We start from the raw sequence: 21,743 nt of genomic DNA on the forward strand, positions 1-21,743 counted from the left end.
GCTTTCTGCTCCCATCGGTCCAGCCCCGCAAACCAGGCACATCCCCTTGGTGAGGCTCGAACTGTAGGTCGGACTTCAGTCCGACAAGACGCTGCACCCACGTCGTCGGACTGAAGTCCGACCTACAACCTGATCTGCACGTCCCCCTAATCCCACACGCCAAGCGCGACGAGCTGTTTGGTCGCCGCCTCCCTCCAGCCGCGGTTGGCCGCCGGGCTGGCCGGGCTGGGGTGGAGCACGCGGCCGAACTTCACCGGCATTCCGCCCAGCGCCTCCCGGGCGCGCTGTTCGGCCCAGGCGCCGACGCCGATCACCCAGTCGGGCTCAAGCGCCTCGGCCACGCGGCGCAGGTGGGCGTCGCAGGCCGCCAGCAGCGGGCCCTGCTCGGCCGCCGGGAGCTTGTCGGGCGTGAGGTTGCGGCCGTTGTCGAAGAAGGCGAGCGGGCAGTAGTTGGCCACAAAGTGATCGGCAAAGAAGGCCTCGGCGCTGCCGAAACGCTCGGCAAATAGCCCCCACAGGCGCCGCCCGCTCACCTCGGAGCGCGGGCAGGCGAAGCCCTCGATGGGGCGTTTGGGGTTCTCGACCGCGGGCTTCGTCACCGCCGCCTCGATGCCCATCCAGTCGCGCACCGCGGCGATCTCGCCGAAGGGCACGCCGGTCTGCACCATGCCGAAGGGGCCGGGGTTCATGCCCACGAAGATCACCTTCTTCTTGCCCTGGCCAAAGCGCTGCAGGTACAGCGCGTTGGGCGCCCAGGCGTAGTCGAGGGGGTTGTACACGTGGCTGACCGGCGCGGCGAAGCGCATCGGGTCGAGGGTGTCGCACAGGCTGCGGGCGGCGGATTCGAGGGGCGTCATGATGGGCATCAATGGAAAATCAGGCGACGGCCGCGGGCGTCTCGCGCCACGGCGCCACCTTGAACAGCAGCAGCATGCCGGGCACCGCCAGCACGCCGCACAGCAGGAAGAAATCGAACCAGCCGAAGTATTCCACCAGCCAGCCGGCCGAGGCGTTGATGAAGGTACGCGGCACCGCCATCAGGCTGGTGAACAGCGCCAGCTGGGTGGCCGTGTAGGCCGGGTGGGTGGTGCGCGCCATGTAGGCCACGAAGGCCGTGGTGCCGAGGCCCACGCCCAGCGCCTCCAGCCCGATCACCGCCGCCAGCACGCCCAGCCGGCCGGCGTCGGCCTCGGCCGGGCCGAGCCAGGCCAGCCACGCAAAGCCGAAGATCGCCAGCCACTGCACCACGCCGAACACCCACAGCGCCCGGTTGATGCCCAGCTTCACCATCCACAGCCCGCCCAGGATGCCGCCGATCACGCTGGGCCACAGGCCGGCGTTCTTGGCGACGAGGCCGATCTCGGTCTTGGAAAAACCCATGTCCAGATAGAACGGCGTGGCCAGCGCGGTGCACAGGGAGTCGCCCAGCTTGTAGAGAAAGATGAAGCCCAGCACCACCAGCGCCGAGCGCACGCCGTGGCGGCCGAAGAACTCGCGGAAGGGCTCGACCACCGCGTCGCGCAGGGTGCGCGGGGCGCCCCTGGCGGCGGCGGGCTCCTTCACCAGCAGCGTCATCACCAGCCCCGGCGCCATGAACAGCGCGGTGACCAGAAACACCTGCGACCACGGCAGGTGATCGGCCAGCACCAGCGACAGGCTGCCCGGCACCAGCCCGGCGAGCTTGTAGGCATTGACGTGGATGGCGTTGCCGATGCCCAGCTCGATCTCGGGCAGGAGTTCGCGCCGGTAAGCGTCGAGGACGATGTCCAGGGTGGCCGACAGGAAGGCGATCAGCGCCGTGAGGCCGATCACCAGCCCGAGCTGATGGGTGGGCGACAGGGTGCCGAGCCACGCCACCGCCGCCAGCAGGAGCAGCATCGTGAGCGCCATCCAGCCGCGCCGGCGGCCCAGCAGGGGCAGCGCGAAGCGGTCGAGAAAGGGCGACCAGACGAACTTCCAGGTATATGGAAACTGGATGAGTGCGAAGGCACCTATCGCCTTGAGTGATAGCCCCTCGGTCTTCAGCCACGCCGGAACCAGGTTGAGCAGCAGGTACAGCGGCAGGCCCGACGAGAAACCGGTGAGCACGCAGATCAGCATGCGGCGGTTGGCGAGGGCGCGCCAGGGGGATTCGGTCATGGGCGGAACGGGGAAGCGGAGGGAAGGATGCAGGCCAGCGGTGGATGATAACAATCGGTTACTTGATCTTGCCGCCGGGCCACCGAAAAATGCGTCAATCAGGGTGGAAAAATAACGAGGAGACCCGAATGTACACCGTCACCGTCGTGTTCCGGGCAGACCGGGAATACGAATTTCATGTGCACGCCGCCGACGTGGCCAATCTCACCAAGGCCAGCGCCCAGGACTGGCTCCACGATGAGTTCGACGAGCTGGAATGCACCCCGAGCAACCCGGTGGGCAAGGTGCTGATGCTCGACGTGATCCTCAACGTGGCCAAATACGGCGGCGAGCAGCGCTTCGCCCAGGGCGGCGAATGGGCGCGGAGCTTCGCCAGCAGCGTCGCGGTGGTGCTCGACCGTCCGGCCGTGCGAATCGACGTGCCGGGCTTCGTGGTGGGCTGAAACGCCACCCCTGCACCGCGCCGCCCCGAGGCCTAGAATGGCGGCTGGCGACGGCATCCGGCCGTCGAACGGGGATGACACGCGGTGGCAGGCACACGGACAGGCAACACGGCCCACGGCTTTCGCCGACGGGCGGATCTGATTTCCGGGGCGCGGCCCCACGCCGGGAGCCGGCCATGACGCGCCGCACGCCCTGGTGGAAAGGCCCACGGGGCGAATGGTATGTGGTCGCCCAGGGCGGCATCTTCGCGTTGATCGCTTTCGGGCCGTCGTCGCTGCCGGGCCTGCCGGCCTGGCCGCGAATGCTGGAATTTCCCGGGCGGGCGCTCGGCGCGATGCTGCTGGCCCTTGGCGTGACGATCTGCGCCGCTGCCGTGCTGCGTCTGGGCCGCAACCTCACGCCGCTGCCCCATCCGCGAGACGACTGCCGGCTGGTGGAAACCGGCCCCTACGGCTGGGTCCGTCACCCGATCTACTCCGGGCTGATCCTGGCCACCTTCGGCTGGGCGCTGATTGCCCAGGGCTGGCTCACCCTGCTGTGGGCCGCGCTGCTGCTGGTGTTCTTCGACATCAAGTCGCGGCGCGAGGAGGTCTGGCTGCTGGAGCGTTTTCCGGCCTACGCCGACTACCAGCGGCGCGTCCGCAAGCTGATCCCCTTGATCTACTGAGCCGCGTCAGCCCAGCTCGGCCCGGTTGCGGCCGTTCTGCTTGGCGCGGTAGAGGTTCGCGTCGGCGCGCCGGAACAACTGCGCCAGGGCACCTTCGGCGCGGCTCATGTGAACACCCCCCACCGACAGCGTGCTCACGCCCCACTCTGCATTGCGCGCATGGGCGATCCCCTGCCTGCACACCGCATCCACCGTGACCCGGGCGATCTCGGCGAGCGCTTCGGGGGTGCAGCGGGGCAGCATCATCGCGAACTCCTCGCCGCCATAACGCGCCACGAAGGCATCGTGGGCAAGGCGCCGGGCATTGACCTCCTCGACCACCTTCTGCAGCGTCGCGGCGATCGCCCGCAGGCAGTCGTCGCCCGCCAGGTGGCCGTAGTGGTCGTTGAACAGCTTGAAGTTGTCCACGTCCATCATCAGCAGCCCGAAGGGCGCGCCGCAGCGGATCGCCTCGCCCCACTGGTGGTCGAGCCGCAGATCCATGTAACGGCGGTTGAACAGGCCGGTCAGCCCGTCCTGGCTGGCCTGGGCCTCGAGCTTGCGGTTGGCGAGGGAGAGTTCGGCCCGCAGGCTGGCGATGCGCGCCATGGCCTTCATCTTGGCCTGGACCACGCCCTCGGGGGCCGACTTGGGGATGAAGTCGTCGCCGCCGGCCTCGATGGCCATGACGAGATTTTCCGGGGTGTCGGAGCCGGTGAGGAAGATGATCGGCGTCCACGCCCATTCCTGGGTGGCTTCGACGGCGCGGATCTGCTTGGCGGCCTCGAATCCGTTCATCACCGGCATCTCGATGTCCATCAGGACGAGATCGGGCGCCGACGCCTGGAAGCGCTCGACGGCAAGCTGCCCGTTCTCGGCGATGACCACCTCGTGGCCGATCTCGACGAGCCGCGCACCGAACACCGTCGTGATGGTTCGGGAGTCATCCACCACCAGAATCCGCATACTCCCTCCCGGAGCGTGTTCTTATATCTAAAGTAATATTAGACGGGAAACCTTTCGCATCTCTGACGGCATGCGCTGGCGCCGTCCGGGCTGGCACTTGGTGCAGATCAAGGCTGGCCGCCCGCCGCCCGCCGATACTCGCGGGCATGGACACCATCGCACCACCCCAGCCAGCCCCCCACCCGGCCAGCGCGCCGCCCGGTGATCTGGCGATCTGGTTCTTCATCCTCGCCGAGCTGCTCGCCTTCGGAGTCTTCTTTGCAGCCTATGCCTTCGGGCGCGCCCACAACGTCGAGCTCTTCAACACGATGCAGGAGACCCTCGACCGCCAGGCCGGTGCATTCAACACGGTGCTGCTGATCACCGGCAGCTGGTGCGTGGCCCGCGCGGTCGAGGCTGTCGGGCGGGCCCGCTCGCAGACCGGCGCCCGCTGGCTGCTGGCCGGCATTGCCTGCGGCGGCGGCTTTCTGGTGGTGAAGGGCTTTGAATACGCGGCCAAGTTTGGTGCGGGCATCAACCTGTCCACCAACACTTTCTACATGTTCTACCTGTCGCTCACCTTCTTCCACTTCATGCACGTCATCCTCGGGCTGGTGATCCTCACCGCCCTGTGGTGGAAGACCCGCCAGGGCGACTACGGCCCGGACAACATGAACGGCATCGAAACCGGCGCGGCCTACTGGCACATGGTCGATCTAGTGTGGATCGTGCTGTTTCCGCTCGTCTACGTGATGCGCTGAGGGATTGCGATGAACACCCGACACCTCAACATCGTGCTGGTCGTGCTGCTCGCCGCCACCGTCGCCACCTTCGAGATCGGCGAGCGCGGCGGCGCCGGAACGGCCGCGATGGCCGCGCTGCTCACCATCAGCTTCATCAAGGGCCGCCTCGTGGTGCTCGACTTCATGGGCCTGCGCGGGGTCAAATTCTTCTGGCGCGGCCTGCTGCTCGGCTGGCTGCTGCTCGTCTCGACGCTGATCGCCGTCGCCTACTGGATCTCCATCCCATGAATGCCCCGATGACCACCAACATCCCGTTCTACGAAGCCGCCGGCAACGAAGTGGAAGTCTTCGAGCAGGCCTGGAAAAACCGCCTGCCGCTGCTCATCAAGGGCCCCACCGGCGTGGGCAAGACCCGCTTCGTCGCCCACATGGCGGCGCGGCTGGGGCTGCCGCTATACACCGTGGCCTGCCACGACGATCTCACCGCGGCCGATCTGGTCGGCCGCCACCTGCTGGGCGACGGTCAGACGGTGTGGTGCGACGGCCCGCTGACCCGCGCGGTACGCGAAGGTGGCATCTGTTACCTGGATGAAGTGGTCGAAGCCCGCCGCGACACCACCGTGGTGATCCACCCGCTCGCCGACGACCGCCGCGTGCTGCCCATCGAGCGCACGGGCGAGCTGCTGCACGCGCCCGACAACTTCATGCTGGTGATGTCCTACAACCCGGGCTACCAGAACTTCCTGAAGGGCCTCAAGCCCTCCACCCGCCAGCGCTTCATCAGCCTGCGCTTCGAGTTTCCGAGCGCCGCGCGGGAGGAGTCCATCCTGCTGGGCGAAGCCGCCTGCGACCCGATGCTGGCGAAGCAGCTCGTCTCCATCGCTGCCCGCCTGCGCAGCCTGAAAGATGTGGATCTGGAAGAAGTGGTGTCCACCCGCCTGCTGGTTTATGCGGCCAAGCTGGTGAAGGTCGGCCTCGACCCCATCGAAGCCTGCCGCTCGGCGCTGGTGGAAAGCCTCACTGACGACACCGACGTGGCCGACGCGCTGCTGGAGGTGGTGAGGGCAACGTTCGGGCGGTGACGGCGGGCGGCATCGCGAGCACTAACGCTGCGGCGGCGCAAGCACGAGACGAACACCTGCGGCCTCAGCGAGGGCTGCAAGACGGCTGCGCTGCGCCTCATCGTCCAGCACCACGAGCAAAGACACGTCGGACACAGCCTTACCCTTGACGTCCTCCAACGCCCGGGCAACTGTTGCTGCAGTCAGGGCGTCATCGTCGCCGACAACCCCCAAGACCTTCACTTTAAATTTGCCCTCAAAAAACTGCCGCACGACACCGGAATTCCCTGAGGGAACGCCGGAATTGAGGGCGCCGACCATCAGCATCGTGGCGAGCGCATTATTGGCCTCCTCAATGCTGACCACAGTCACCGAGTTCTGACCCTGCTCGGCCGCCAGCCCCATGATCCGCTGGTGCTTGGTTTGAGACAGCGGATCAGCAAGTGCGACAACCGAAATCAGGCTGGCAACCAGAACAACCAGCAAGTTACGCAAGCAAAACATATATAAATAACACCAGCAATGAATTAAGCCATTCATCATACCCGATGTTATTTACGACGATCAAATACAGCAGCGATCAGCGCAGAGGTGGAAACCCACTCAATCCACTTTCGCTATGTGCTTGCGACCCGTTTGCGTGCGCGCCAGCTTGCCGTCGCGCATCAGCAGCCCGATCACGCTGTACGACAGATAGTCCTTCGACCCGCCGCCATAGTCGCTGCGCAGCCCCAGCAGGCTGGCGGCGTCGGAATTGGAGATGCCCTGCGGGTTGGCCTTGGCCAGTTCGAGCACGGCATCCTTGAGCAGCGCCAGTCCGATCTGCGCCTTCTCCCGGACACCCGCGGGCACAACCACGGCCGGCCGGCTCTTGCGAGCAAGCCCGGTTGGCATGACGGCATTGGTGAGCAGCCCGCCGGTTTCAAGCGTTCCGAACGCGGCGATCAGCTCGGCCTCGATCTTGAGCGCCTGCGCCTCTGTGAGCGCATCCACCAGCCGGGCCACCAGCACCTTGCCGCCCGCAGCTTCGATCTCCCGGATCCGCCGGCCCTTGGGCGAATCGTCGGGATTGACCAGATGGTCGTAGGAGCGCGTGCCGGTGCCCTTGCCGATGTAAAACGGCATGGCCGGCGATTGCCGGGGGTCTTTCAGTGCATAGACGTAGTACGACGTATCGGTGCTCATGCTCGCCCCCAGGCAAAGGCGGTCTGTTACAGCAACGGCGCCAGCCACCTTTCCGCTTCAGTCACCGTCATGCCGGTGCGCTGCGCCCAGTCTTCCAGCTGATCCCGCCCGATCTTGCTGACCGCGAAGTAGTGGCTGTCCGGGTGGGCAAAGTAGAAGCCGGAGACGGCTGCCGCCGGGGTCATCGCGAAGCTCTCGGTGAGGCCCATGCCGGTGTTGGCGGGCACGTCGAGCAGCTTGAAGAGGTCGCCCTTGACCGTGTGATCCGGGCAAGCCGGGTAGCCCGGCGCCGGGCGGATGCCCTGGTAGGCTTCCTTGATGAGCTCTTCGGTGCTGAAGGTCTCGGCCGCCGAATAGCCCCAGAACTCCTTGCGCACGCGGGTGTGCAGCCATTCGGCGGCGGCTTCGGCGAAGCGATCGGCGAGCGCCTTGAGCATGATCGCGTGGTAGTCGTCGTGGGTGCGCTCGTAGGCGGCGAGGCGGCCCTCGATGCCGAGGCCGGCGGTCACCGCGAAGACGCCCACGTAGTCGGCGACGCCGGATTCCTTGCCGGCGACGAAATCCGCCAGGCAGTAGTTGGGCTTGCCGGCGGGGCGTTCGTGCTGCTGGCGCAGGCCGTGCCAGGTCATCAGCACGTTGCTGCGGGATTCGTCGGCGTAGATCTCGATGTCGTCGCCCACCGCGTTGGCGGGGAACAGGCCGATCACGCCGCGGGCCTTGATCCACGGGTTGGTGTCCTGCTCGGCGACCATCCGGGCGAGCATCACCTCGGCGTCGGATTTGAGCTCGCGGGCGGTCTCGCCGACGATCTCGTCGTCGAGGATCTTCGGGTAGCTGCCGGCCAGATCCCAGGTCTGGAAGAACGGGCCCCAGTCGATGAAATCCACCAGCTCGGCGAGGTCGATGTCGAAGGCGTGCACACCCAGCTGGGCGGGCTTGGCCGGCGTGTAGGCCGGGTCGAGGTTCCACCGGAAGGCGTTGGCGCGGGCGGCGTCGAGCTTGACCATCGCGACGCCCTTCTTGCCGGCGTGCTGGGCGCGGATCTTCTCGTAGTCGGCGGCCACGTCGGCGGTGTAGCCGTCACGCTGGCCTTCGGAGAGCAGGCTGGTCACCACGCCCACCGCACGGCTGGCATCCGGCACGTAGATCACCGGCCCGCTGTAATGCGGGGCAATCTTGATCGCCGTGTGGGCGCGGCTGGTGGTGGCGCCGCCGATGAGCAGCGGGATCGACTGGCCGTCGGCAAAGCCCTGGCGCTGCATCTCCGCCGCCACGTGGCTCATCTCTTCGAGCGACGGGGTGATGAGGCCGGACAGGCCGATGGCCTGGGCGCCGTGTTCGCGGGCGGCGTGGAGGATCTTGTCGCAGGACACCATCACGCCCAGGTCCACCACGTCGTAGCCGTTGCAGCCGAGCACCACGCCGACGATGTTCTTGCCGATGTCGTGCACGTCGCCCTTCACGGTGGCGATGACGATCTTGCCCTTGCTGGTGGCGCCGGTGCGCAGCTTCTCGGCCTCGATGTAGGGGATGAGGTGGGCCACAGCCTGCTTCATCACCCGGGCCGACTTGACCACCTGGGGCAGGAACATCTTGCCGGCGCCGAAGAGGTCGCCCACCACGTTCATGCCGGCCATCAGCGGGCCTTCGATCACCGCCAGCGGCGGCTTGCCGTCGGCTTCGAGCTTGGCGCGCACTTCCTCGGTGTCGGCCACCACGAAATCGGTGATGCCCTTGACCAGCGCGTGGGAAAGGCGCGCCTCGACGGGCTGCTCGCGCCAGGACAGATCCGGCCCGGAATCCTTGGCCTTGCCTTCCTTCACCGTCTGGGCGAACTCCACCAGCGCCTCGCCGGCGCCCGGGTGGCGGTTGAGCACCACGTCCTCGACCTTGGCGCGCAGCTCGGGCTCCAGGTCGTCGTACACGCCCAGCATGCCGGCGTTGACGATGCCCATACTCATGCCGGCCTTGATGGCGTGGTACAGGAACACGGTGTGGATCGCCTCGCGCACCGGGTCGTTGCCGCGGAAGCTGAAGCTCACGTTGGAGACACCGCCGCTGATCTTGGCGTAGGGCAGGTTGGCCTTGATCCACGCCACCGCGTTGATGAAGTCCACGGCGTAGTTGTCGTGCTCCTCGATGCCGGTGGCGATGGCGAAGATGTTCGGGTCGAAGATGATGTCTTCCGGCGGGAAGCCGATGCCGGTGAGGAGCTGGTAGGCCTTGGCGCAGATCTCGGTCTTGCGGGCGAAGGTGTCGGCCTGGCCCTTCTCGTCGAAGGCCATCACGATCACCGCGGCACCGTACTGGCGGCACAGGCGCGCCTGGCGCAGGAACTCGGCCTCGCCTTCCTTCATCGAGATGGAATTGACGACGCCCTTGCCCTGGATGCACTTCAGGCCGGCCTCGATCACGCTCCACTTGGACGAATCGAGCATGATGGGCACGCGGGAGATGTCCGGCTCGGAGGCGATGAGCTTGAGGAACTTCTCCATCGCCGCGAGGGAGTCGAGCATCGCCTCGTCCATGTTGATGTCGATGACCTGGGCGCCGTTTTCCACCTGCTGGCGGGCCACCGCCAGGGCGTCGTCGAAGCGGCCTTCGAGGATCATTCGCGCAAAGGCGCGCGAGCCGGTGACGTTGGTGCGCTCGCCAACGTTGACGAACAGCGAATCGGCGCCCACGTTGAAAGGCTCCAGGCCCGACAGGCGCAGCTTCTTCTCGATATCCGGCACGCTGCGCGGGGTGACGAGGCTGACCGCCTCGGCGATCGCCTTGATGTGCGCCGGCGAGGTGCCGCAGCAGCCGCCGACGATGTTCACAAGGCCGGAGCGCGCCCATTCGACGATCTCGCTCGCCAGCTGCTCGGGGGTCTCGTCGTAGCCGGTGGGCGACAGGGGGTTGGGCAGGCCGGCGTTGGGGTGGGCCGAGACGAAGGTGTTGCAGACGTTGGAGAGCTCCTCCACGTACTGGCGGAGCTCCTTCGCGCCCAGCGCGCAGTTGAGACCGAAGCTGATCGGCTGGGCGTGGGAGAGGGAATTCCAGAAAGCCTCGGCGGTCTGGCCCGACAGGGTGCGGCCGGAGGCGTCGGTGATGGTGCCGGAGATCATCACCGGCACGCGCTTGCCCAGATCCGCGAACAGCTTTTCGACTGCGAACACCGCGGCCTTGGCGTTGAGGGTGTCGAAGATGGTCTCGATCAGCAGGATGTCGGCGCCGCCTTCCAGCAGCCCCTTGGCGGAGTCGTAGTAGTCGTCCACCAGCGCGTCGAAGCTCACGTTGCGGAAGCCCGGATCGTTCACGTCCGGCGAGATCGACAGGGTGCGCGAGGTGGGGCCGAGCACGCCAGCGCAGTAGCGCGGCTTGGCCGGGTTGGCGGCGGTGAACTCGTCGCACAGCTCGCGCACCAGGCGGGCGCCCTCGACGTTGAGCTCGTAGGCCACGTCGGCCAGGCCGTATTCGGCCTGGGAGATGCGCGTGGCGTTGAAGGTGCAGGTCTCGATGATGTCGGCGCCGGCCTCGAGGTAGGCCCGGTGGATGCCGCCCACCACATCCGGCCGGGTGAGCACCAGCAGGTCGTTGTTGCCCTTGAGATCCTTGCCGTGTTCGGCGAAACGCGTGCCCCGGTAGTCGGCTTCACCCAGCTTGTGCTGCTGGATCATCGTGCCCATCGCCCCGTCGAGGATCAGGATGCGGTGGGTCAGTTGATTGTGGAGTTCGGCGGTACGGTCGGGCTGCATGGCGGTTCCTAATAAAATCGGCCGGGGCGCGCAAAGAAAAACGGCGCAACAAACCGGTGAAGGTTTGTGAGCGCCGTTGATCGGTTGCCGAGCCTGGCCTGCTGGATCGAGGGGATCAGCAGGTCGCAACGCTCCTCGGCAAGCGACGGATTTTACAAGGCTTTCGACGTATCCGCCAGCAGTGCGCGGGCGTCGTCGCGCCACCAGCCGAGGGCCGCGTAGAAGCCCTCCCATACGCAGCCGTTGCAGCCGCGGCCGCAGCAGGCGGTGGGCGGCGGCGGCGGATTGCGGTGGTCGAGCCCGCGCCCGGCGAGGCGCTCGCGGATGGCGGCGATCTGCGCTTCGGCCTCGGCCAGGCTGGCGGGCCGGAAATCAAAAGGGTCGGCGGCGGCGTTCATCGGCGGCTCGGGCAGAAAAGGGGGCGAACATATCACCGGCGGCCAGCCGGCGAAAGCGCCCGCCCGCCGCCCGTTCATCTGCCCGTCATTGCCCGACAGCCGGTGGGGCCGTAGAATCCCGCCCGACACGCCATCGGGAAAGCACCTTGGAACCCGTCCATAACATCGTCTTCTTTGGCGAAACCCTGCCGGGCTACGACCGCAGCGTCGCCCGCATGCAGCTCCAGACCCTGCTCGGATGTTCCCACCAGACCATCCATCAGGTGTTCTCGGGCCAGCGCGTGCGTCTGCGCAAGGGCCTCTCCGCCGTCGAGGCCCAGCGCTACGAGCTGCGCCTGAAGGGCATCGGCCTGAAGGTGGCCATCGACCCACCCCTGCCGCCCGACATGCTGGACAAGCGCCTCAGCGCCGCCCGCGATGACACCACCCGCAGCAGCGCCTCGGGCCTGCCCCAGGTAGTCTGCCCGGCCTGTGGCGAGACCCAGCCCCTGCGCACCGTGTGCCGGGCGTGCTCGATCAACATGCCGGGATTTCTGGCCGCCCAGGCGGCCAAGAGCGCCAACGCCGCCCAGCCCCAGGGCGCGATGGACAAGACGGTGCCGGTTGCCAGCGAATTCCTCGGCGTCGGACTCAACGGGCGCTTCGGTCGCGGCCTGATGTTCCAGAGCTTCCTCGTGGGTCTGACCGCCATCAACCTGGGCCTCATCGCGCTCTTCACGCTCGGCTCCATGCCCCTGTGCGTGCTGGCCGGAGTCGCCGGCGGGCTCTTCAAGATCCGCGCCCTCATCCGCCGCAGCCACGATCTGGACTGGCGTGGATGGGTGTGGCTGGCCCAGCTGGTGCCTGTGCTCGGGCTGTATTTCACCTTCAAGCTGGCCTTCTGGCCCGGCCGCGCGGATGCCAACGAATGGGGCCCGCACCGACGCACCAGCCTGCCGGCCTTCCTGCTGGCGCTGGCCGCATACCTGGGCAGCCTCGGCTATCTGGCCCACGTCGCGCCGGCCGATGCGCCGCTGCTGCCGGGCGACGACGCAGGCGCCGTGTTCACCCGCGGGGCTGCACCGTCCGCCCCGGGCCGGGCGGCCGGCTGAACAACATCGGCTTGACGGGACGATAATCCGCTCATGACTGCCCCCCTGCCCCCCTGGCTGGAAGACTTCCGGGCGCGCCACGACGCGACGGTGATCGAGACCCACATCTCGTGGCTGCTGCTGGCCGGCGCGCTGGCCTGGAAGATCAAGAAGCCGATCAGCCTGCCCTTTCTCGATTACGGCAACACCGCGCGCCGACGCTGCTGCTGCGAGGCGGAACTGCGCCTCAACCGGCAGTTCGCGCCGGATCTATACCTGGGCACGGAGGCCATCGGCCACAGCGACGACGGCGAGGAATGGGCCGTGCGGATGCGCCGCTTCCCCGAAGCCCAGCGCCTCGACCGCGTGTGCGCCCACGGCCACCTGCGGCTCGACCAGCTGTCGGCCCTGGCTGCCACCCTGCACCGCTTTCACACCCGCACTGCGGTGGCCGGCCCCGAGAGCCCCTTCGGTGAGCCGGCGCAGGTGTTCGCCCAGGCCATCGAGAACTTCACCGAGCTCGTCACCCTGGCGCCAGCGCACGCCGATCGCCTCGCCGCGCTCGAAGCCTGGACCCGCGACGAGTTCGCGCGCGTCCGCTCAACCCTCGCCGCCCGCAAGGCAGCCGGCCGGGTGCGTGAATGCCACGGCGACCTGCACCTGGGCAATCTGGTGCTGCTGGACGACCGGATCACGCCCTTCGACTGCATCGAGTTCAACGACAGCCTGCGCTGGATCGACGTGGCTTCCGAGATCGCCTTCACCTACATCGACCTTCTCGACCACCGGCGCCCCGATCTGGCCACCTGGCTGCTCAACGAATGGCTGACCGTCTCGGGCGATTTCGAGGCCATGAAGGTGCTGCGCTTCTATGCGGTGTATAGGGCGATGGTGCGGGCCAAGGTGGCCGGGCTGGGCGGCGAGCGCGAAGGCGTGGACGCCTATCTGCGCCTCGCCGGCGAGATCGCATCCCCGCCGCCACCGCGGCTCACCATCACCTTCGGGGTGTCCGGCTCGGGCAAGACCACCGCCAGCGCCGATCTGCTCCTCGCCGATGCAAGCGCCACCACCCTGCGCCTGCGCTCGGATGTGGAGCGCAAAAGGCTGTTCGGCCTCGGCCCCCTGGGCGACAGCCGCACGGTGCCCGGCGGCATCTACACCCCGGACAGCACCCTGCGCACCTACACCATGCTCCACGATACCACCGGGCTGCTGTTGTCGGCCGGCTGGTCGGTGGTGGTGGATGCGGCCTTCCTGCGGCGCGACGAACGGACGAGTTTCCTCGCCCTCGCCAGCGCCAACGGCGCCCGGATGGACATCCTGGCCTGTTCGGCGCCCGACAGCGAACTCCGCCGCCGCCTGCTGGCGCGTCACGGGGATGCGTCGGAAGCCACCGTCGATGTGCTCGACCGGCAGCTTCGCTGGATGGAGACGCTGGACGCCGACGAACTGGCCCGGGTGGTCGGGCCGGCCTGACTAGCGCAGGGAACCCACGTAGCGATCCACCGGATGGGTCGCCGCCGGCCGGCTGGCACGCAGCCGCTCCAGCAGGCTGGCGCGGGCCGGGGCGTCGCTTTCCGGGGGCGGGTCGAGTTCCATGGCCGCCCGCAGGCGGCCGCACAGCTCGATGAGTTCGGCGTGGCCAGTTTCACCGGCGAGCCGCACGATCTCCCGGGCGTATTCCTTGTTGCTACGCATGTACTCCACATCGGTGATGCGGTTGGTCACCCGGCGCATGAGCACATGAATGCGGCCGAGCAGGCCGAGAATGACGGAATCCGATTCCATGACTGCTCTCTCTGATGTAGGTTTTTAACAAACCCACAGCAAATGCCGTGCCGCCCTGAAACCACGGAAATCCGGGCCTGCGCAGCACGGAAACGCCCCATGACGAAGCATTCCGGATGGCTGAAGCACCGCCGTGGTGCATGAAAGCACTTTGCCACCCTGAATGATGCTGCCTGCACCATGTCATGCCGGAAACCACCCCCGAAATGGGCATCGCGCACCGCACTACTCGACCAAAAACGAAAAGCCCGGCTTGCGCCGGGCTCGTCGTACCAACTTACCACCTGAAACAGCTTAAGCTGCGCGGCTCTTGGTCTCGCCGCCCACGAAGAAGCTGGCGATGTAGACCAGCAGACCCACCAGGAACATCACGCCAGTGCCTTCACGCAGCCAGTAGAAGATCGCCAGCTGGTCCTGCGCGGCCATGAACGGGATCGGCGTGGCGCTGTAGCGCTGCAGCCAGACCTGCAGGATGCCCGCGGCGGTCAGGAACAGGGTGATGAACACCATCGCGACGGTCATCAGCCAGAACGACCACATCTCCATCACCTGCGCCTTTTCGCTGTTGGCGGCGCGGCCCCGCAGGATCGGCATGGCATAGCTGATGATGGTGATGACGACCATGGCGTAGGCGCCGTAGAAGGCCATGTGACCGTGAGCCGCGGTGATCTGCGTGCCGTGGGTGTAGTAGTTCACCGGAGCCAGGGTGTGCAGGAAGCCCCACACGCCAGCGCCCAGGAAGGACATCACGCCGGTACCGAGGGCCCACAGGGTGGCAGCCTTGTTCGGGTGTTCGCGGCGGCGGCGGTTCACCATGTTGAAGGCGAACACGGTCATCGCGAAGAACGGGATCGGCTCGAGGGCGGAGAACACGGAACCCCACCACTGCCAGTATTCCGGCGTACCGATCCAGAAGTAGTGGTGGCCGGTACCGATGATGCCGGTGACGAGGGTCAGGGTGATGATCACGTACAGCCACTTCTCGATCACTTCGCGGTCAACACCGGTCACCTTGACCAGCACGAAGGCCAGCAGCGCACCGAGGATGAGTTCCCAGACGCCTTCGACCCAGAGGTGCACGACCCACCACCAGAAGTACTTGTCGAGCACCAGGTTGTGCGGGTTGTAGAACGAGAACAGGAACATCACCGCCAGGCCCCACAGGCCCATCATCAGCACGATGCCGATGGAGGTCTTGCGGCCCTTGAGCATGGTCATGGTCAGGTTGAACAGGAACACCAGCGCGACGACCACGATACCGATCTTGGTCAGCAGCGGCTGCTCGAGGAATTCCCGGCCCATCGTCTCGAGGATGTCATTGCCGGTGAACTTCGCCAGGGTGGCGTAGGGCACGAGCAGATAGCCGAGGATGGTGGCCGCACCGGCGACGAGGAAGACCCAGAACATGAGCAGCGCCAGTTTTGGCGAGTACAGCTCGGTCTCGGCCTCTTCCGGGATCATGTAGTAGGCCGCGCCCATGAAGCCGAAGAGCAGCCAGACGATCAGCAGGTTGGTGTGGACCATCCGGGCCACGTTGAACGGGATGGCGGGGAACAGGAAGTCGCCGATCACATACTGCAGGCCCATGATGAGGCCGAACAGGATCTGACCGAGGAACAGCCCGATGGCCGCGATGAAGTATGGCTTCGCGACCGACTGTGAGGAATATTGCATGGTGGATAGCTCCCTTTCAGATCGGCAATCAGCCTTCGATGTTGGGCGGCCAGTTGGCAGTGTTGATCTCGGACGTGTACTTCAGGAACTCGACGAGATCATTCAGCTGCTGCTCGGTCAGGTGGAAGTTCGGCATCTGCCGACGACCCGGCGTACCGGTCGGCTGGGACTGGATCCACGCCTTGATGAACTCGGGGCCGCGACGCTTGTAGACGTTGCCCAGCTCGGGAGCGAAATACGCGCCCTCGCCCAGCAGGGTGTGGCAACCGATGCAGTTATTGACCTCCCACACCTTCTTGCCCGCCGCGACAGCCGGCGTCAGGTTGGCCCGGTTGTCCCGCTTGGGAAGGGTCTGCATCGAATCGAAGGTCAGCGCGATGAACAGGAGCGCAAAGAAAACAGTGCCCCCGAAGAAGATGTTTCGCGCCATTGATTTTGTGAATGTCCCGCTCATGGAACCTCCCTGGATGGCATCGCTGCACGACGCAGCTTGGCCGGGATGGTGCGGGCTGGAGGGGGGACGAGTCCTTGATGGCGGTCAAGCGGGCCGGGCAGTGGCAGCACCTGACGCCCGCGAGCAGGCGGGAGCCCGCGCCACGACTGCGTTCTGGCGGCAGCCGCGGGGATGACAAAGGAACGGATTAAGGCTAATTCGGCCGTTCAGCCGAGCTCGGAAGCCCGTTGCCGCAGCCAGCAGAGGACGGTCGAGAAGACCCGGTCAGGATCGATCGGCTTGGCGATGAAGTCGTCCATGCCGGCAGCCAGGCACCGCGCCCGGTCTTCGGCGAAGGCGTTGGCGGTCATGGCGACGATGGGGATGTTCCGGCCCTGGAGCAGTTCGCGGATCTGCCGCGTGGCCTCCAGGCCGTCCATGTTGGGCATCTGCATGTCCATCAGGATCAGGTCGTACCCGGCGTCCTGCGCCACCCGCCGCACCGCCTCGGCGCCGTCCTCGGCGGTGTCAACCTGCAGGCCGGCGCCGACCAGCATCAGTTCAGCGATCTCACGGTTGATGGGCTCGTCGTCGGCGAGGAGAACCCTCCGTCCGGCAAAGGACTCCGTGAGGGTGGCCTCGGCGTCAGCGTCAGCGTCGAAGTGCACCGCAGGCAGACCGGCACGCTGACCACGCCCCAGCCGCGCAGTGAACCAGAAGGTGCTGCCCACCCCCGGACAGCTGGATGCGCCCGCAGCCCCGCCCATCCGCTCCGCCAGTTCGCGGGTGATCGCCAGCCCCAGGCCCGTCCCCCCGTGCTTGCGGGTCATGGTGTTGTCGGCCTGCTCGAAGGCGCGGAAGAGCCGGGACAGCACCTCCGGGTCGATGCCGATGCCGGAGTCCTCGACCTCGAAACGCAGCAGGGCAGCGTCGGGGCTTTCCTCCAGCAGCTTCACCCTCAGGATCACGCTGCCGCCTTCGGTGAACTTCACCGCGTTGGCCGCGTAATTGAGCAGCGCCTGCTGCAACAGCGTGGCGTCGCCCAGCAGATCGGCGGGCAGCGGATCGCACTGGGTGATCAGCCGCAGGCGCTTTTCGACGGCGCGGACATGGAGCATCGAGACGACGTTCTGCAGGACGCTCTCGACCCGCAGCGGCGCTTCGGACACGACGATCTTGCCGGCCTCGATCTTCGAGAGCTCGAGGACGCCATTGATGATCTTGAGGAGGTGCTCGCCCGCCCCCACCAGCTTGTCGAGCTGGGCAGCCTGCTCGGGCGTGAGCCCGCCGCGGCGGATGAGGTAGGCCATGCCGGTGATCGCGTTGAGCGGCGTGCGGATCTCATGGCTCATGTTGGCCAGAAAGGCACTCTTGGCCACGCTGGCGGCCTCGGCGGCCTCCTTGGCCTTCGACAGCTCGGCGGTCCGCTCGGCCACGAGCAGCTCCAGGCTGTCCCGATGACGGGCCAGCTCGTCCTGGGCGGCCTTGCTTTCGGTGATGTCGCGGGTGATCGACAGCAGGCAGGGTTCGCCGTTGAACTCCATCGGCGACACCGAGAACATGCCCCAGAAGATCTCCCCGTTCTTCTTGCGGAAACGGGCCTCCAGCCTGACCCGCGCCTGCTCCCGGCGCACCTTCTCGGCAAAGGACACGCGGTCGTTGGTGTCGGCCCAGATGCCAAGCTCCAGGGAGCTGCGGCCGATGAGCTCGTCGCGGCTGTATTGCGTGATGTCCACGAAAGCCTGGTTCACGTCCACGTAAACGCCGCCCGCCAGGGTCGTGATGGCGATCGCATCGAGGGTCGTCTGGAAGGCCGTGCGGTAGCACCGCTCGCTCGCTTCGATGGTCTGGATCGAGCGGACCACCTCGGTGACATCCCGGAAATACCAGATCCGGCCCAGCAGCTCGCCGTTGCCGGCCCGCCAGGGAATGGCATGCCCCCGGAGCGTTCGGCCATCCTTGAGGGGCACATCGCCGGAATCCACCTGCTCCATGAGCGGAAGCACATGGCGCACCCATTCCTGAAAGTGAGCGGGCGCAACAATCCGCGACAACACCGCGTCGTAGATCGGATCGAATGGACTGCGGAATAGCGCGGCCAGCGGTCCGGGCGGACGGGGCACGCCCCACACCGAGAAGAAACGCTCGTTGACGGCGACGAGGCGATTTTCCCGATCTGCCGCCAGCACGCCGTCCTCCGAGCCTTCGAGGATCGCGCTCAGCAGGCAGGCCTGGGATTCGTCATCATTCCGCATGGGAACCAAGAGAGGCCGACTCCGGAGTTCGGGAGAGAAAATGCCAGCCGGGACATCCGGCGGCAGGGGTTACCCGAATATTACTCCAGTCGCTTCACCCTGGCGGCAGTAGGCCTTTCTCCAGACGGAAAACGGGCCGCATGACGCGGCCCGCCTCCCCCCGTTCCCGAGCCTTGCGGCCCGGGGTGCTCCATGTCGGCGGATCAGCCTTTCGCGGCCTTGTCGGCCTCAGGCTTGGCCTCTTCAGGCTTGGGCGTGGGCGGATGGAATTCCTCCGGCGTCGCGCCTTCCTTCGGCGCGCCAATGGCCTGTTCGACTTCCGGCAGCGTGTGGGCGATGCCCTTGTGGCAGTCGATGCAGGTCTTGCCTTCGTTCAGGCCGGTCTGGTGCATCTTGGACGAACGACGGCCCTGCTCGGCGTAGTCGAAGCTGTCGAAATTGTGGCAGTTGCGGCATTCGCGGGAGTCGGTCTTCTTCATCCGCTCCCATTCATGCTTGGCGAGCTCCAGCCGCTTGGCGTTGAACTTCTCGGGCGTGTCGATCGAACCGAGCACCTTGTGCAGGACTTCGTTGGAAGCCTGGATCTTGCGGATGATCTTCGGGCCCCACTCCTTCGGCACGTGGCAGTCCGGGCAGGTGGCCCGCACGCCGGAGCGGTTGGAGGCGTGGATGGTGGAGCGGTACTCCTGATAGACGTTGTCCTTCATCTCGTGGCACGAGATGCAGAAGGCTTCCCGGTTGGTCCATTCCATGGCGGTGTTGAAGCCACCCCAGAACACGATGCCGGCGATGAACAGCATCGCCGCAAACCCCCAGCCGAGGGATCGGATGCGCCCGATCAGGCCCTTGTTGTTGGTATCCATTTGTCCGAACTCCCTTGTCTATCCGTCAACGCATCCCGGTGCCGGGCTTGAAGGTGTTGCCCACCAGCGGCTTGGCGTCGCTCTGGGGCACGTGGCACTGGTTGCAGAAGTAGCGGCGCGGCGACACGCTGGACAGCTCCTGGCCTTCCCGATCCTTGAAGTGGGTCACCGAGATCTTGGTGGCGCCGGTTTCCTTGGCGCGGGCCCAGGCGTGACAGTCGAGGCACTTGTTGAAATTCTTGGTGACCGTATAGCCCTTGATGGTGTGGGGGATCAGCGGCGGCTGCTGGACGAAATCCCGGGGCAACGGGGCGGAATCGCGGCCATAACGGGTGCCGTCGCCTTCCGGGTCGCTGGCGTTGATCTCGGCACCGCGCAGGGTCATGAGCTTGATGGCCGGCTCGCCAGCGGCAACAGCAGCGACAGGAGCAAGGAAAGTCTGGGCAAGGCACACGGCCAGGGCGGCTGCCCGCAGGCGGGCGGAATGGAAGGTCGGCTTGTTCATCACTCGCTCCTTTGATCGAACCTATGGGTCATTTTGAAAACTTGTTTGTCGCACACATCGATGCAGCGGCCGCAGGTGGTGCAGTCTGAGGCCAGGATCAGGGGGCTCTCCTGCCCGACCTGCTTGAGGGCCGGGCGGATCACCTGGGGTTCGGGGCACACCGCGAAGCAGTCCATGCAGTCGTCGCAGGCGGCGCGCTTGCTGGCGGAGACGCGCACCAGCGCCTTCCTGCCGAGCAGGCCGTAGAAGGCGCCCATCGGGCACAGGTGACCACACCAGCCGCGGCTGGCCACCAGCAGGTCGTACAGAAAGATGCCGGCGATCACGAACAGCCCGCCGCCCATGCCGAAGATCAGCCCCCGGTGCAGCAGCGACACCGGATTGACCCATTCCCAGGCCAGGCTGCCGGTGACGGCGGCGGCCACGAGCAGGCCGCCCAGCAGCCAGTAGCGGGTGGCGGCGTCCGGCACCCGGCCGGTCTTGATGCCGAGGCGGCGACGGCTCCAGGCGGCGGCGTCGGTGACCACATTCACCGGACACACCCAGCTGCAGAAGATCCGCCCGCCCACCAGCAGGTAGAAGCCGAGCACGATGGCCGCGCCGATCAACGCCGACGAATAGGGCAAGTGGCCAGTGACGAGGGTCTGCAGCACCAGCAGCGGATCGGTGAGGGGCAGCACGCCAAGGGTGAGGGACGAGGACAGGTTGCCCTTGACGAGCCACACCCCGAACCACGGCCCGGCGAGGAAGGCCAGCAGGATCAGCAGCTGGCTGGTGCGGCGGAGGATCAGCCAGCGCTGGCGCTGCCACAGGCTGCGGGCCGGGGCGCAGGCGGCGTCGGCCGGCTTGGCGGAGGAGATCGTGGTGGTCGCCATGATTTACGGCTTCCAGTGGGAGTTGATGCCGCCGGCGGCCTTCGCGGGCGGCGGTGGCGTGGCCGGCGCGGCAGGGGCCGGCGCCGGGCCAGTCGGGGCGACCACGGTTTCGGTGGCGGCGCGGCCGGCGGTGGGGCCTTCAAAGCCGCGCACCGGCAGTTCGACCTGATCGCCGATCAGCGACCCGCCGTGGCGGGCCTTTTCTTCCCAGCCCTTGCGGTAGTGGGCCGGCAGCGCACCCTGGGCCAGCTGGCGCGGGAAGACCTTGATCGCAGCCACCGGCAGCACGCAGGATTTCTCGCACTTGCCACAGCCGGTGCAGGCGTCGGAGTGCACCGTCGGCAGCAGCATCGCGTGGCGGTCGGAGCGCGGGTTGTGCTGGGTCTCGAGGGTGATCGCCTTGTCGATGACCGGGCACACCCGATAGCACACGTCGCAGCGCAGGCCGAGGAAGTTGAGGCAGCTCTCGTGGTCCACGAGGGCGGCGAGGCCCATCTGCGCCTTGTTGATGTCGGTGAGGCTGCGGTCGAGCGCGCCGGTGGGGCAGGCCTTCACGCAGGGGATGTCCTCGCACATCTCGCAAGGCACCTCGCGCGCGGTGAAATACGGCGTGCCGGTGACGACCGGGTCACCCAGGTCGGCGAGGTGGAGGGTGTCGTAGGGGCAGTCGCGCACGCACAGGCCACAGCGCACGCAGGCCGCGAGGAAGTCGGATTCGGGCAAGGCGCCGGGCGGACGCAGGGCCTGGGCCGGCAAGGCCGACGCGCTCTTCGCGTAAAGCCCCGCCCCGAGCGCCAACAGGCAGCCGCCGCCAGCCGCGGCAGCCACGCTGTTGATGAACTTGCGCCGGGCCGCCGACGCCGGGGAGGCGGCATCGGAGGGCTTGCGGGCGGGTTTCTTGCCGGTGTCCATGATTGTTCTGCTTTGATCCGGGTGGCGGCGACAGGCCAGGCGTCAGCCCAGCCTGCAGCCATTCACC

Annotated in this window: 22 protein-coding genes and 1 riboswitch; of the genes, 7 read left to right on the top strand and 15 right to left on the bottom strand. The window is 66.8% G+C overall.

Going from position 1 to position 21,743, the window contains the following annotated elements; translation table 11 throughout:
* Positions 1-146 precede the first annotated feature (146 nt).
* Both GH681_RS06545 and GH681_RS06550 read right to left on the bottom strand, forming a co-directional pair.
* Entirely contained in the window at positions 147-857 is a 711-nt protein-coding gene (locus tag GH681_RS06545) for a uracil-DNA glycosylase family protein (RefSeq protein WP_153160637.1), read from the bottom strand.
* Positions 858-876: 19 nt separating this feature from the next.
* Entirely contained in the window at positions 877-2,139 is a 1,263-nt protein-coding gene (locus GH681_RS06550; RefSeq protein WP_153160638.1) for an AmpG family muropeptide MFS transporter, read from the bottom strand.
* Positions 2,140-2,267: 128 nt separating this feature from the next.
* On the opposite strand from GH681_RS06550, the gene GH681_RS06555 reads away from it, so the two are divergent.
* A complete protein-coding gene (locus GH681_RS06555; protein WP_153160639.1) occupies positions 2,268-2,582 on the top strand; it encodes a hypothetical protein in 315 nt (104 codons plus the stop codon).
* 176 nt (positions 2,583-2,758) lie between these two features.
* Positions 2,759-3,250 (top strand): isoprenylcysteine carboxylmethyltransferase family protein, encoded by a 492-nt coding sequence (locus GH681_RS06560; protein WP_153160640.1) that lies wholly within the window; start codon positions 2,759-2,761, stop codon positions 3,248-3,250.
* A gap of 6 nt (positions 3,251-3,256) precedes the next feature.
* On the opposite strand, the gene GH681_RS06565 is transcribed toward GH681_RS06560, so the two are convergent.
* Positions 3,257-4,180 carry a diguanylate cyclase gene (locus GH681_RS06565; RefSeq protein WP_255425180.1) on the bottom strand — a complete coding sequence of 308 codons (924 nt, stop codon included), beginning with the start codon at positions 4,178-4,180 and terminating at the stop codon, positions 3,257-3,259.
* Between the two features lie 161 nt (positions 4,181-4,341).
* On the opposite strand from GH681_RS06565, the gene GH681_RS06570 reads away from it, so the two are divergent.
* The 3 genes from GH681_RS06570 to GH681_RS06580 are packed head-to-tail and all read left to right on the top strand — an operon-like array spanning position 4,342 to position 5,999.
* A complete protein-coding gene (locus GH681_RS06570) occupies positions 4,342-4,935 on the top strand; it encodes a cytochrome c oxidase subunit 3 family protein (RefSeq protein ID WP_153160642.1) in 594 nt (197 codons plus the stop codon).
* 9 nt (positions 4,936-4,944) lie between these two features.
* On the top strand, positions 4,945-5,205 hold the full coding sequence (locus tag GH681_RS06575; RefSeq protein WP_153160643.1) for a cytochrome C oxidase subunit IV family protein: 261 nt from the start codon (positions 4,945-4,947) through the stop codon (positions 5,203-5,205).
* Positions 5,202-5,999 carry a CbbQ/NirQ/NorQ/GpvN family protein gene (locus GH681_RS06580; RefSeq protein WP_153160644.1) on the top strand — a complete coding sequence of 266 codons (798 nt, stop codon included), beginning with the start codon at positions 5,202-5,204 and terminating at the stop codon, positions 5,997-5,999. Before GH681_RS06575 ends, GH681_RS06580 begins: the two co-directional genes overlap by 4 nt.
* A 21-nt stretch (positions 6,000-6,020) precedes the next feature.
* Here the strand turns inward: GH681_RS06580 and GH681_RS06585 are convergent, their stop codons facing one another.
* The 4 genes from GH681_RS06585 to GH681_RS06600 all read right to left on the bottom strand — a co-directional run bounded on the left by GH681_RS06585 (position 6,021) and on the right by GH681_RS06600 (position 11,301).
* The gene (locus GH681_RS06585) at positions 6,021-6,521 is read right to left on the bottom strand and encodes a hypothetical protein (RefSeq protein ID WP_153160645.1); all 501 of its coding nucleotides are present in this window, start codon (positions 6,519-6,521) and stop codon (positions 6,021-6,023) included.
* 60 nt (positions 6,522-6,581) lie between these two features.
* Complete coding sequence (locus GH681_RS06590) at positions 6,582-7,163, bottom strand: GIY-YIG nuclease family protein (protein WP_153160646.1); 582 nt, start codon at positions 7,161-7,163, stop codon at positions 6,582-6,584.
* 26 nt (positions 7,164-7,189) lie between these two features.
* Complete coding sequence (metH, locus tag GH681_RS06595; RefSeq protein ID WP_153160647.1) at positions 7,190-10,903, bottom strand: methionine synthase; 3,714 nt, start codon at positions 10,901-10,903, stop codon at positions 7,190-7,192.
* Positions 10,904-10,964: 61 nt separating this feature from the next.
* Positions 10,965-11,046: riboswitch (S-adenosyl-L-homocysteine riboswitch) on the bottom strand.
* Between the two features lie 9 nt (positions 11,047-11,055).
* A complete protein-coding gene (locus GH681_RS06600) occupies positions 11,056-11,301 on the bottom strand; it encodes an oxidoreductase-like domain-containing protein (protein WP_153160648.1) in 246 nt (81 codons plus the stop codon).
* A gap of 146 nt (positions 11,302-11,447) precedes the next feature.
* Here GH681_RS06600 and GH681_RS06605 point away from each other — a divergent pair, with 146 nt between their 5' ends.
* A complete protein-coding gene (locus GH681_RS06605; protein ID WP_153160649.1) occupies positions 11,448-12,392 on the top strand; it encodes a DUF805 domain-containing protein in 945 nt (314 codons plus the stop codon).
* A 33-nt stretch (positions 12,393-12,425) separates the two neighbouring features.
* Entirely contained in the window at positions 12,426-13,847 is a 1,422-nt protein-coding gene (locus tag GH681_RS06610) for a bifunctional aminoglycoside phosphotransferase/ATP-binding protein (protein ID WP_153160651.1), read from the top strand.
* Here the strand turns inward: GH681_RS06610 and GH681_RS06615 are convergent, their stop codons facing one another.
* The 8 genes from GH681_RS06615 to napG all read right to left on the bottom strand — a co-directional run bounded on the left by GH681_RS06615 (position 13,848) and on the right by napG (position 21,676).
* Positions 13,848-14,159, bottom strand: coding sequence for a hypothetical protein (locus GH681_RS06615; RefSeq protein ID WP_153160653.1), 312 nt, complete (start codon positions 14,157-14,159; stop codon positions 13,848-13,850).
* Positions 14,160-14,453: 294 nt separating this feature from the next.
* A complete protein-coding gene (locus GH681_RS06620; RefSeq protein ID WP_153160655.1) occupies positions 14,454-15,833 on the bottom strand; it encodes a cbb3-type cytochrome c oxidase subunit I in 1,380 nt (459 codons plus the stop codon).
* A gap of 28 nt (positions 15,834-15,861) precedes the next feature.
* Positions 15,862-16,287 (bottom strand): cytochrome c, encoded by a 426-nt coding sequence (locus GH681_RS06625; RefSeq protein ID WP_153160656.1) that lies wholly within the window; start codon positions 16,285-16,287, stop codon positions 15,862-15,864.
* Positions 16,288-16,493: 206 nt separating this feature from the next.
* The gene (locus GH681_RS06630; protein WP_228111812.1) at positions 16,494-18,521 is read right to left on the bottom strand and encodes a response regulator; all 2,028 of its coding nucleotides are present in this window, start codon (positions 18,519-18,521) and stop codon (positions 16,494-16,496) included.
* 203 nt (positions 18,522-18,724) lie between these two features.
* Complete coding sequence (locus GH681_RS06635; RefSeq protein ID WP_153160660.1) at positions 18,725-19,384, bottom strand: NapC/NirT family cytochrome c; 660 nt, start codon at positions 19,382-19,384, stop codon at positions 18,725-18,727.
* A gap of 25 nt (positions 19,385-19,409) precedes the next feature.
* The gene (locus GH681_RS06640) at positions 19,410-19,889 is read right to left on the bottom strand and encodes a nitrate reductase cytochrome c-type subunit (RefSeq protein WP_153160662.1); all 480 of its coding nucleotides are present in this window, start codon (positions 19,887-19,889) and stop codon (positions 19,410-19,412) included.
* Positions 19,889-20,764, bottom strand: coding sequence for a quinol dehydrogenase ferredoxin subunit NapH (gene napH, locus GH681_RS06645; RefSeq protein WP_153160664.1), 876 nt, complete (start codon positions 20,762-20,764; stop codon positions 19,889-19,891). The genes GH681_RS06640 and napH overlap by 1 nt, the downstream gene beginning before the upstream one ends.
* 3 nt (positions 20,765-20,767) lie before the next feature.
* Positions 20,768-21,676: a ferredoxin-type protein NapG gene (gene napG / locus GH681_RS06650; protein ID WP_153160666.1), complete on the bottom strand. Its 909-nt coding sequence runs from the start codon at positions 21,674-21,676 to the stop codon at positions 20,768-20,770.
* Between the last annotated feature and the right edge of the window lie 67 nt (positions 21,677-21,743).

Source organism: Zoogloea sp. 1C4 (assembly GCF_009469605.1).
In the GTDB taxonomy this organism is placed as follows: Bacteria; Pseudomonadota; Gammaproteobacteria; order Burkholderiales; family Rhodocyclaceae; genus Zoogloea; species Zoogloea oryzae.

Excerpts from the sequence above, each read along its gene's own strand:
- GH681_RS06545 (WP_153160637.1), bottom strand. The coding sequence starts at position 857 with ATGACGCCCCTCGAATCCGCCGCCCGCAGCCTGTGCGACACCCTCGAC.
- GH681_RS06550 (WP_153160638.1), bottom strand. The coding sequence starts at position 2,139 with ATGACCGAATCCCCCTGGCGCGCCCTCGCCAACCGCCGCATGCTGATC.
- GH681_RS06555 (WP_153160639.1), top strand. The coding sequence starts at position 2,268 with ATGTACACCGTCACCGTCGTGTTCCGGGCAGACCGGGAATACGAATTT.
- GH681_RS06560 (WP_153160640.1), top strand. The coding sequence starts at position 2,759 with ATGACGCGCCGCACGCCCTGGTGGAAAGGCCCACGGGGCGAATGGTAT.
- GH681_RS06570 (WP_153160642.1), top strand. The coding sequence starts at position 4,342 with ATGGACACCATCGCACCACCCCAGCCAGCCCCCCACCCGGCCAGCGCG.
- GH681_RS06575 (WP_153160643.1), top strand. The coding sequence starts at position 4,945 with ATGAACACCCGACACCTCAACATCGTGCTGGTCGTGCTGCTCGCCGCC.
- GH681_RS06580 (WP_153160644.1), top strand. The coding sequence starts at position 5,202 with ATGAATGCCCCGATGACCACCAACATCCCGTTCTACGAAGCCGCCGGC.
- GH681_RS06585 (WP_153160645.1), bottom strand. The coding sequence starts at position 6,521 with ATGATGAATGGCTTAATTCATTGCTGGTGTTATTTATATATGTTTTGC.
- GH681_RS06590 (WP_153160646.1), bottom strand. The coding sequence starts at position 7,163 with ATGAGCACCGATACGTCGTACTACGTCTATGCACTGAAAGACCCCCGG.
- metH (WP_153160647.1), bottom strand. The coding sequence starts at position 10,903 with ATGCAGCCCGACCGTACCGCCGAACTCCACAATCAACTGACCCACCGC.
- GH681_RS06600 (WP_153160648.1), bottom strand. The coding sequence starts at position 11,301 with ATGAACGCCGCCGCCGACCCTTTTGATTTCCGGCCCGCCAGCCTGGCC.
- GH681_RS06610 (WP_153160651.1), top strand. The coding sequence starts at position 12,426 with ATGACTGCCCCCCTGCCCCCCTGGCTGGAAGACTTCCGGGCGCGCCAC.
- GH681_RS06615 (WP_153160653.1), bottom strand. The coding sequence starts at position 14,159 with ATGGAATCGGATTCCGTCATTCTCGGCCTGCTCGGCCGCATTCATGTG.
- GH681_RS06620 (WP_153160655.1), bottom strand. The coding sequence starts at position 15,833 with ATGCAATATTCCTCACAGTCGGTCGCGAAGCCATACTTCATCGCGGCC.
- GH681_RS06625 (WP_153160656.1), bottom strand. The coding sequence starts at position 16,287 with ATGAGCGGGACATTCACAAAATCAATGGCGCGAAACATCTTCTTCGGG.
- GH681_RS06630 (WP_228111812.1), bottom strand. The coding sequence starts at position 18,521 with ATGCGGAATGATGACGAATCCCAGGCCTGCCTGCTGAGCGCGATCCTC.
- GH681_RS06635 (WP_153160660.1), bottom strand. The coding sequence starts at position 19,384 with ATGGATACCAACAACAAGGGCCTGATCGGGCGCATCCGATCCCTCGGC.
- GH681_RS06640 (WP_153160662.1), bottom strand. The coding sequence starts at position 19,889 with ATGAACAAGCCGACCTTCCATTCCGCCCGCCTGCGGGCAGCCGCCCTG.
- napH (WP_153160664.1), bottom strand. The coding sequence starts at position 20,764 with ATGGCGACCACCACGATCTCCTCCGCCAAGCCGGCCGACGCCGCCTGC.
- napG (WP_153160666.1), bottom strand. The coding sequence starts at position 21,676 with ATGGACACCGGCAAGAAACCCGCCCGCAAGCCCTCCGATGCCGCCTCC.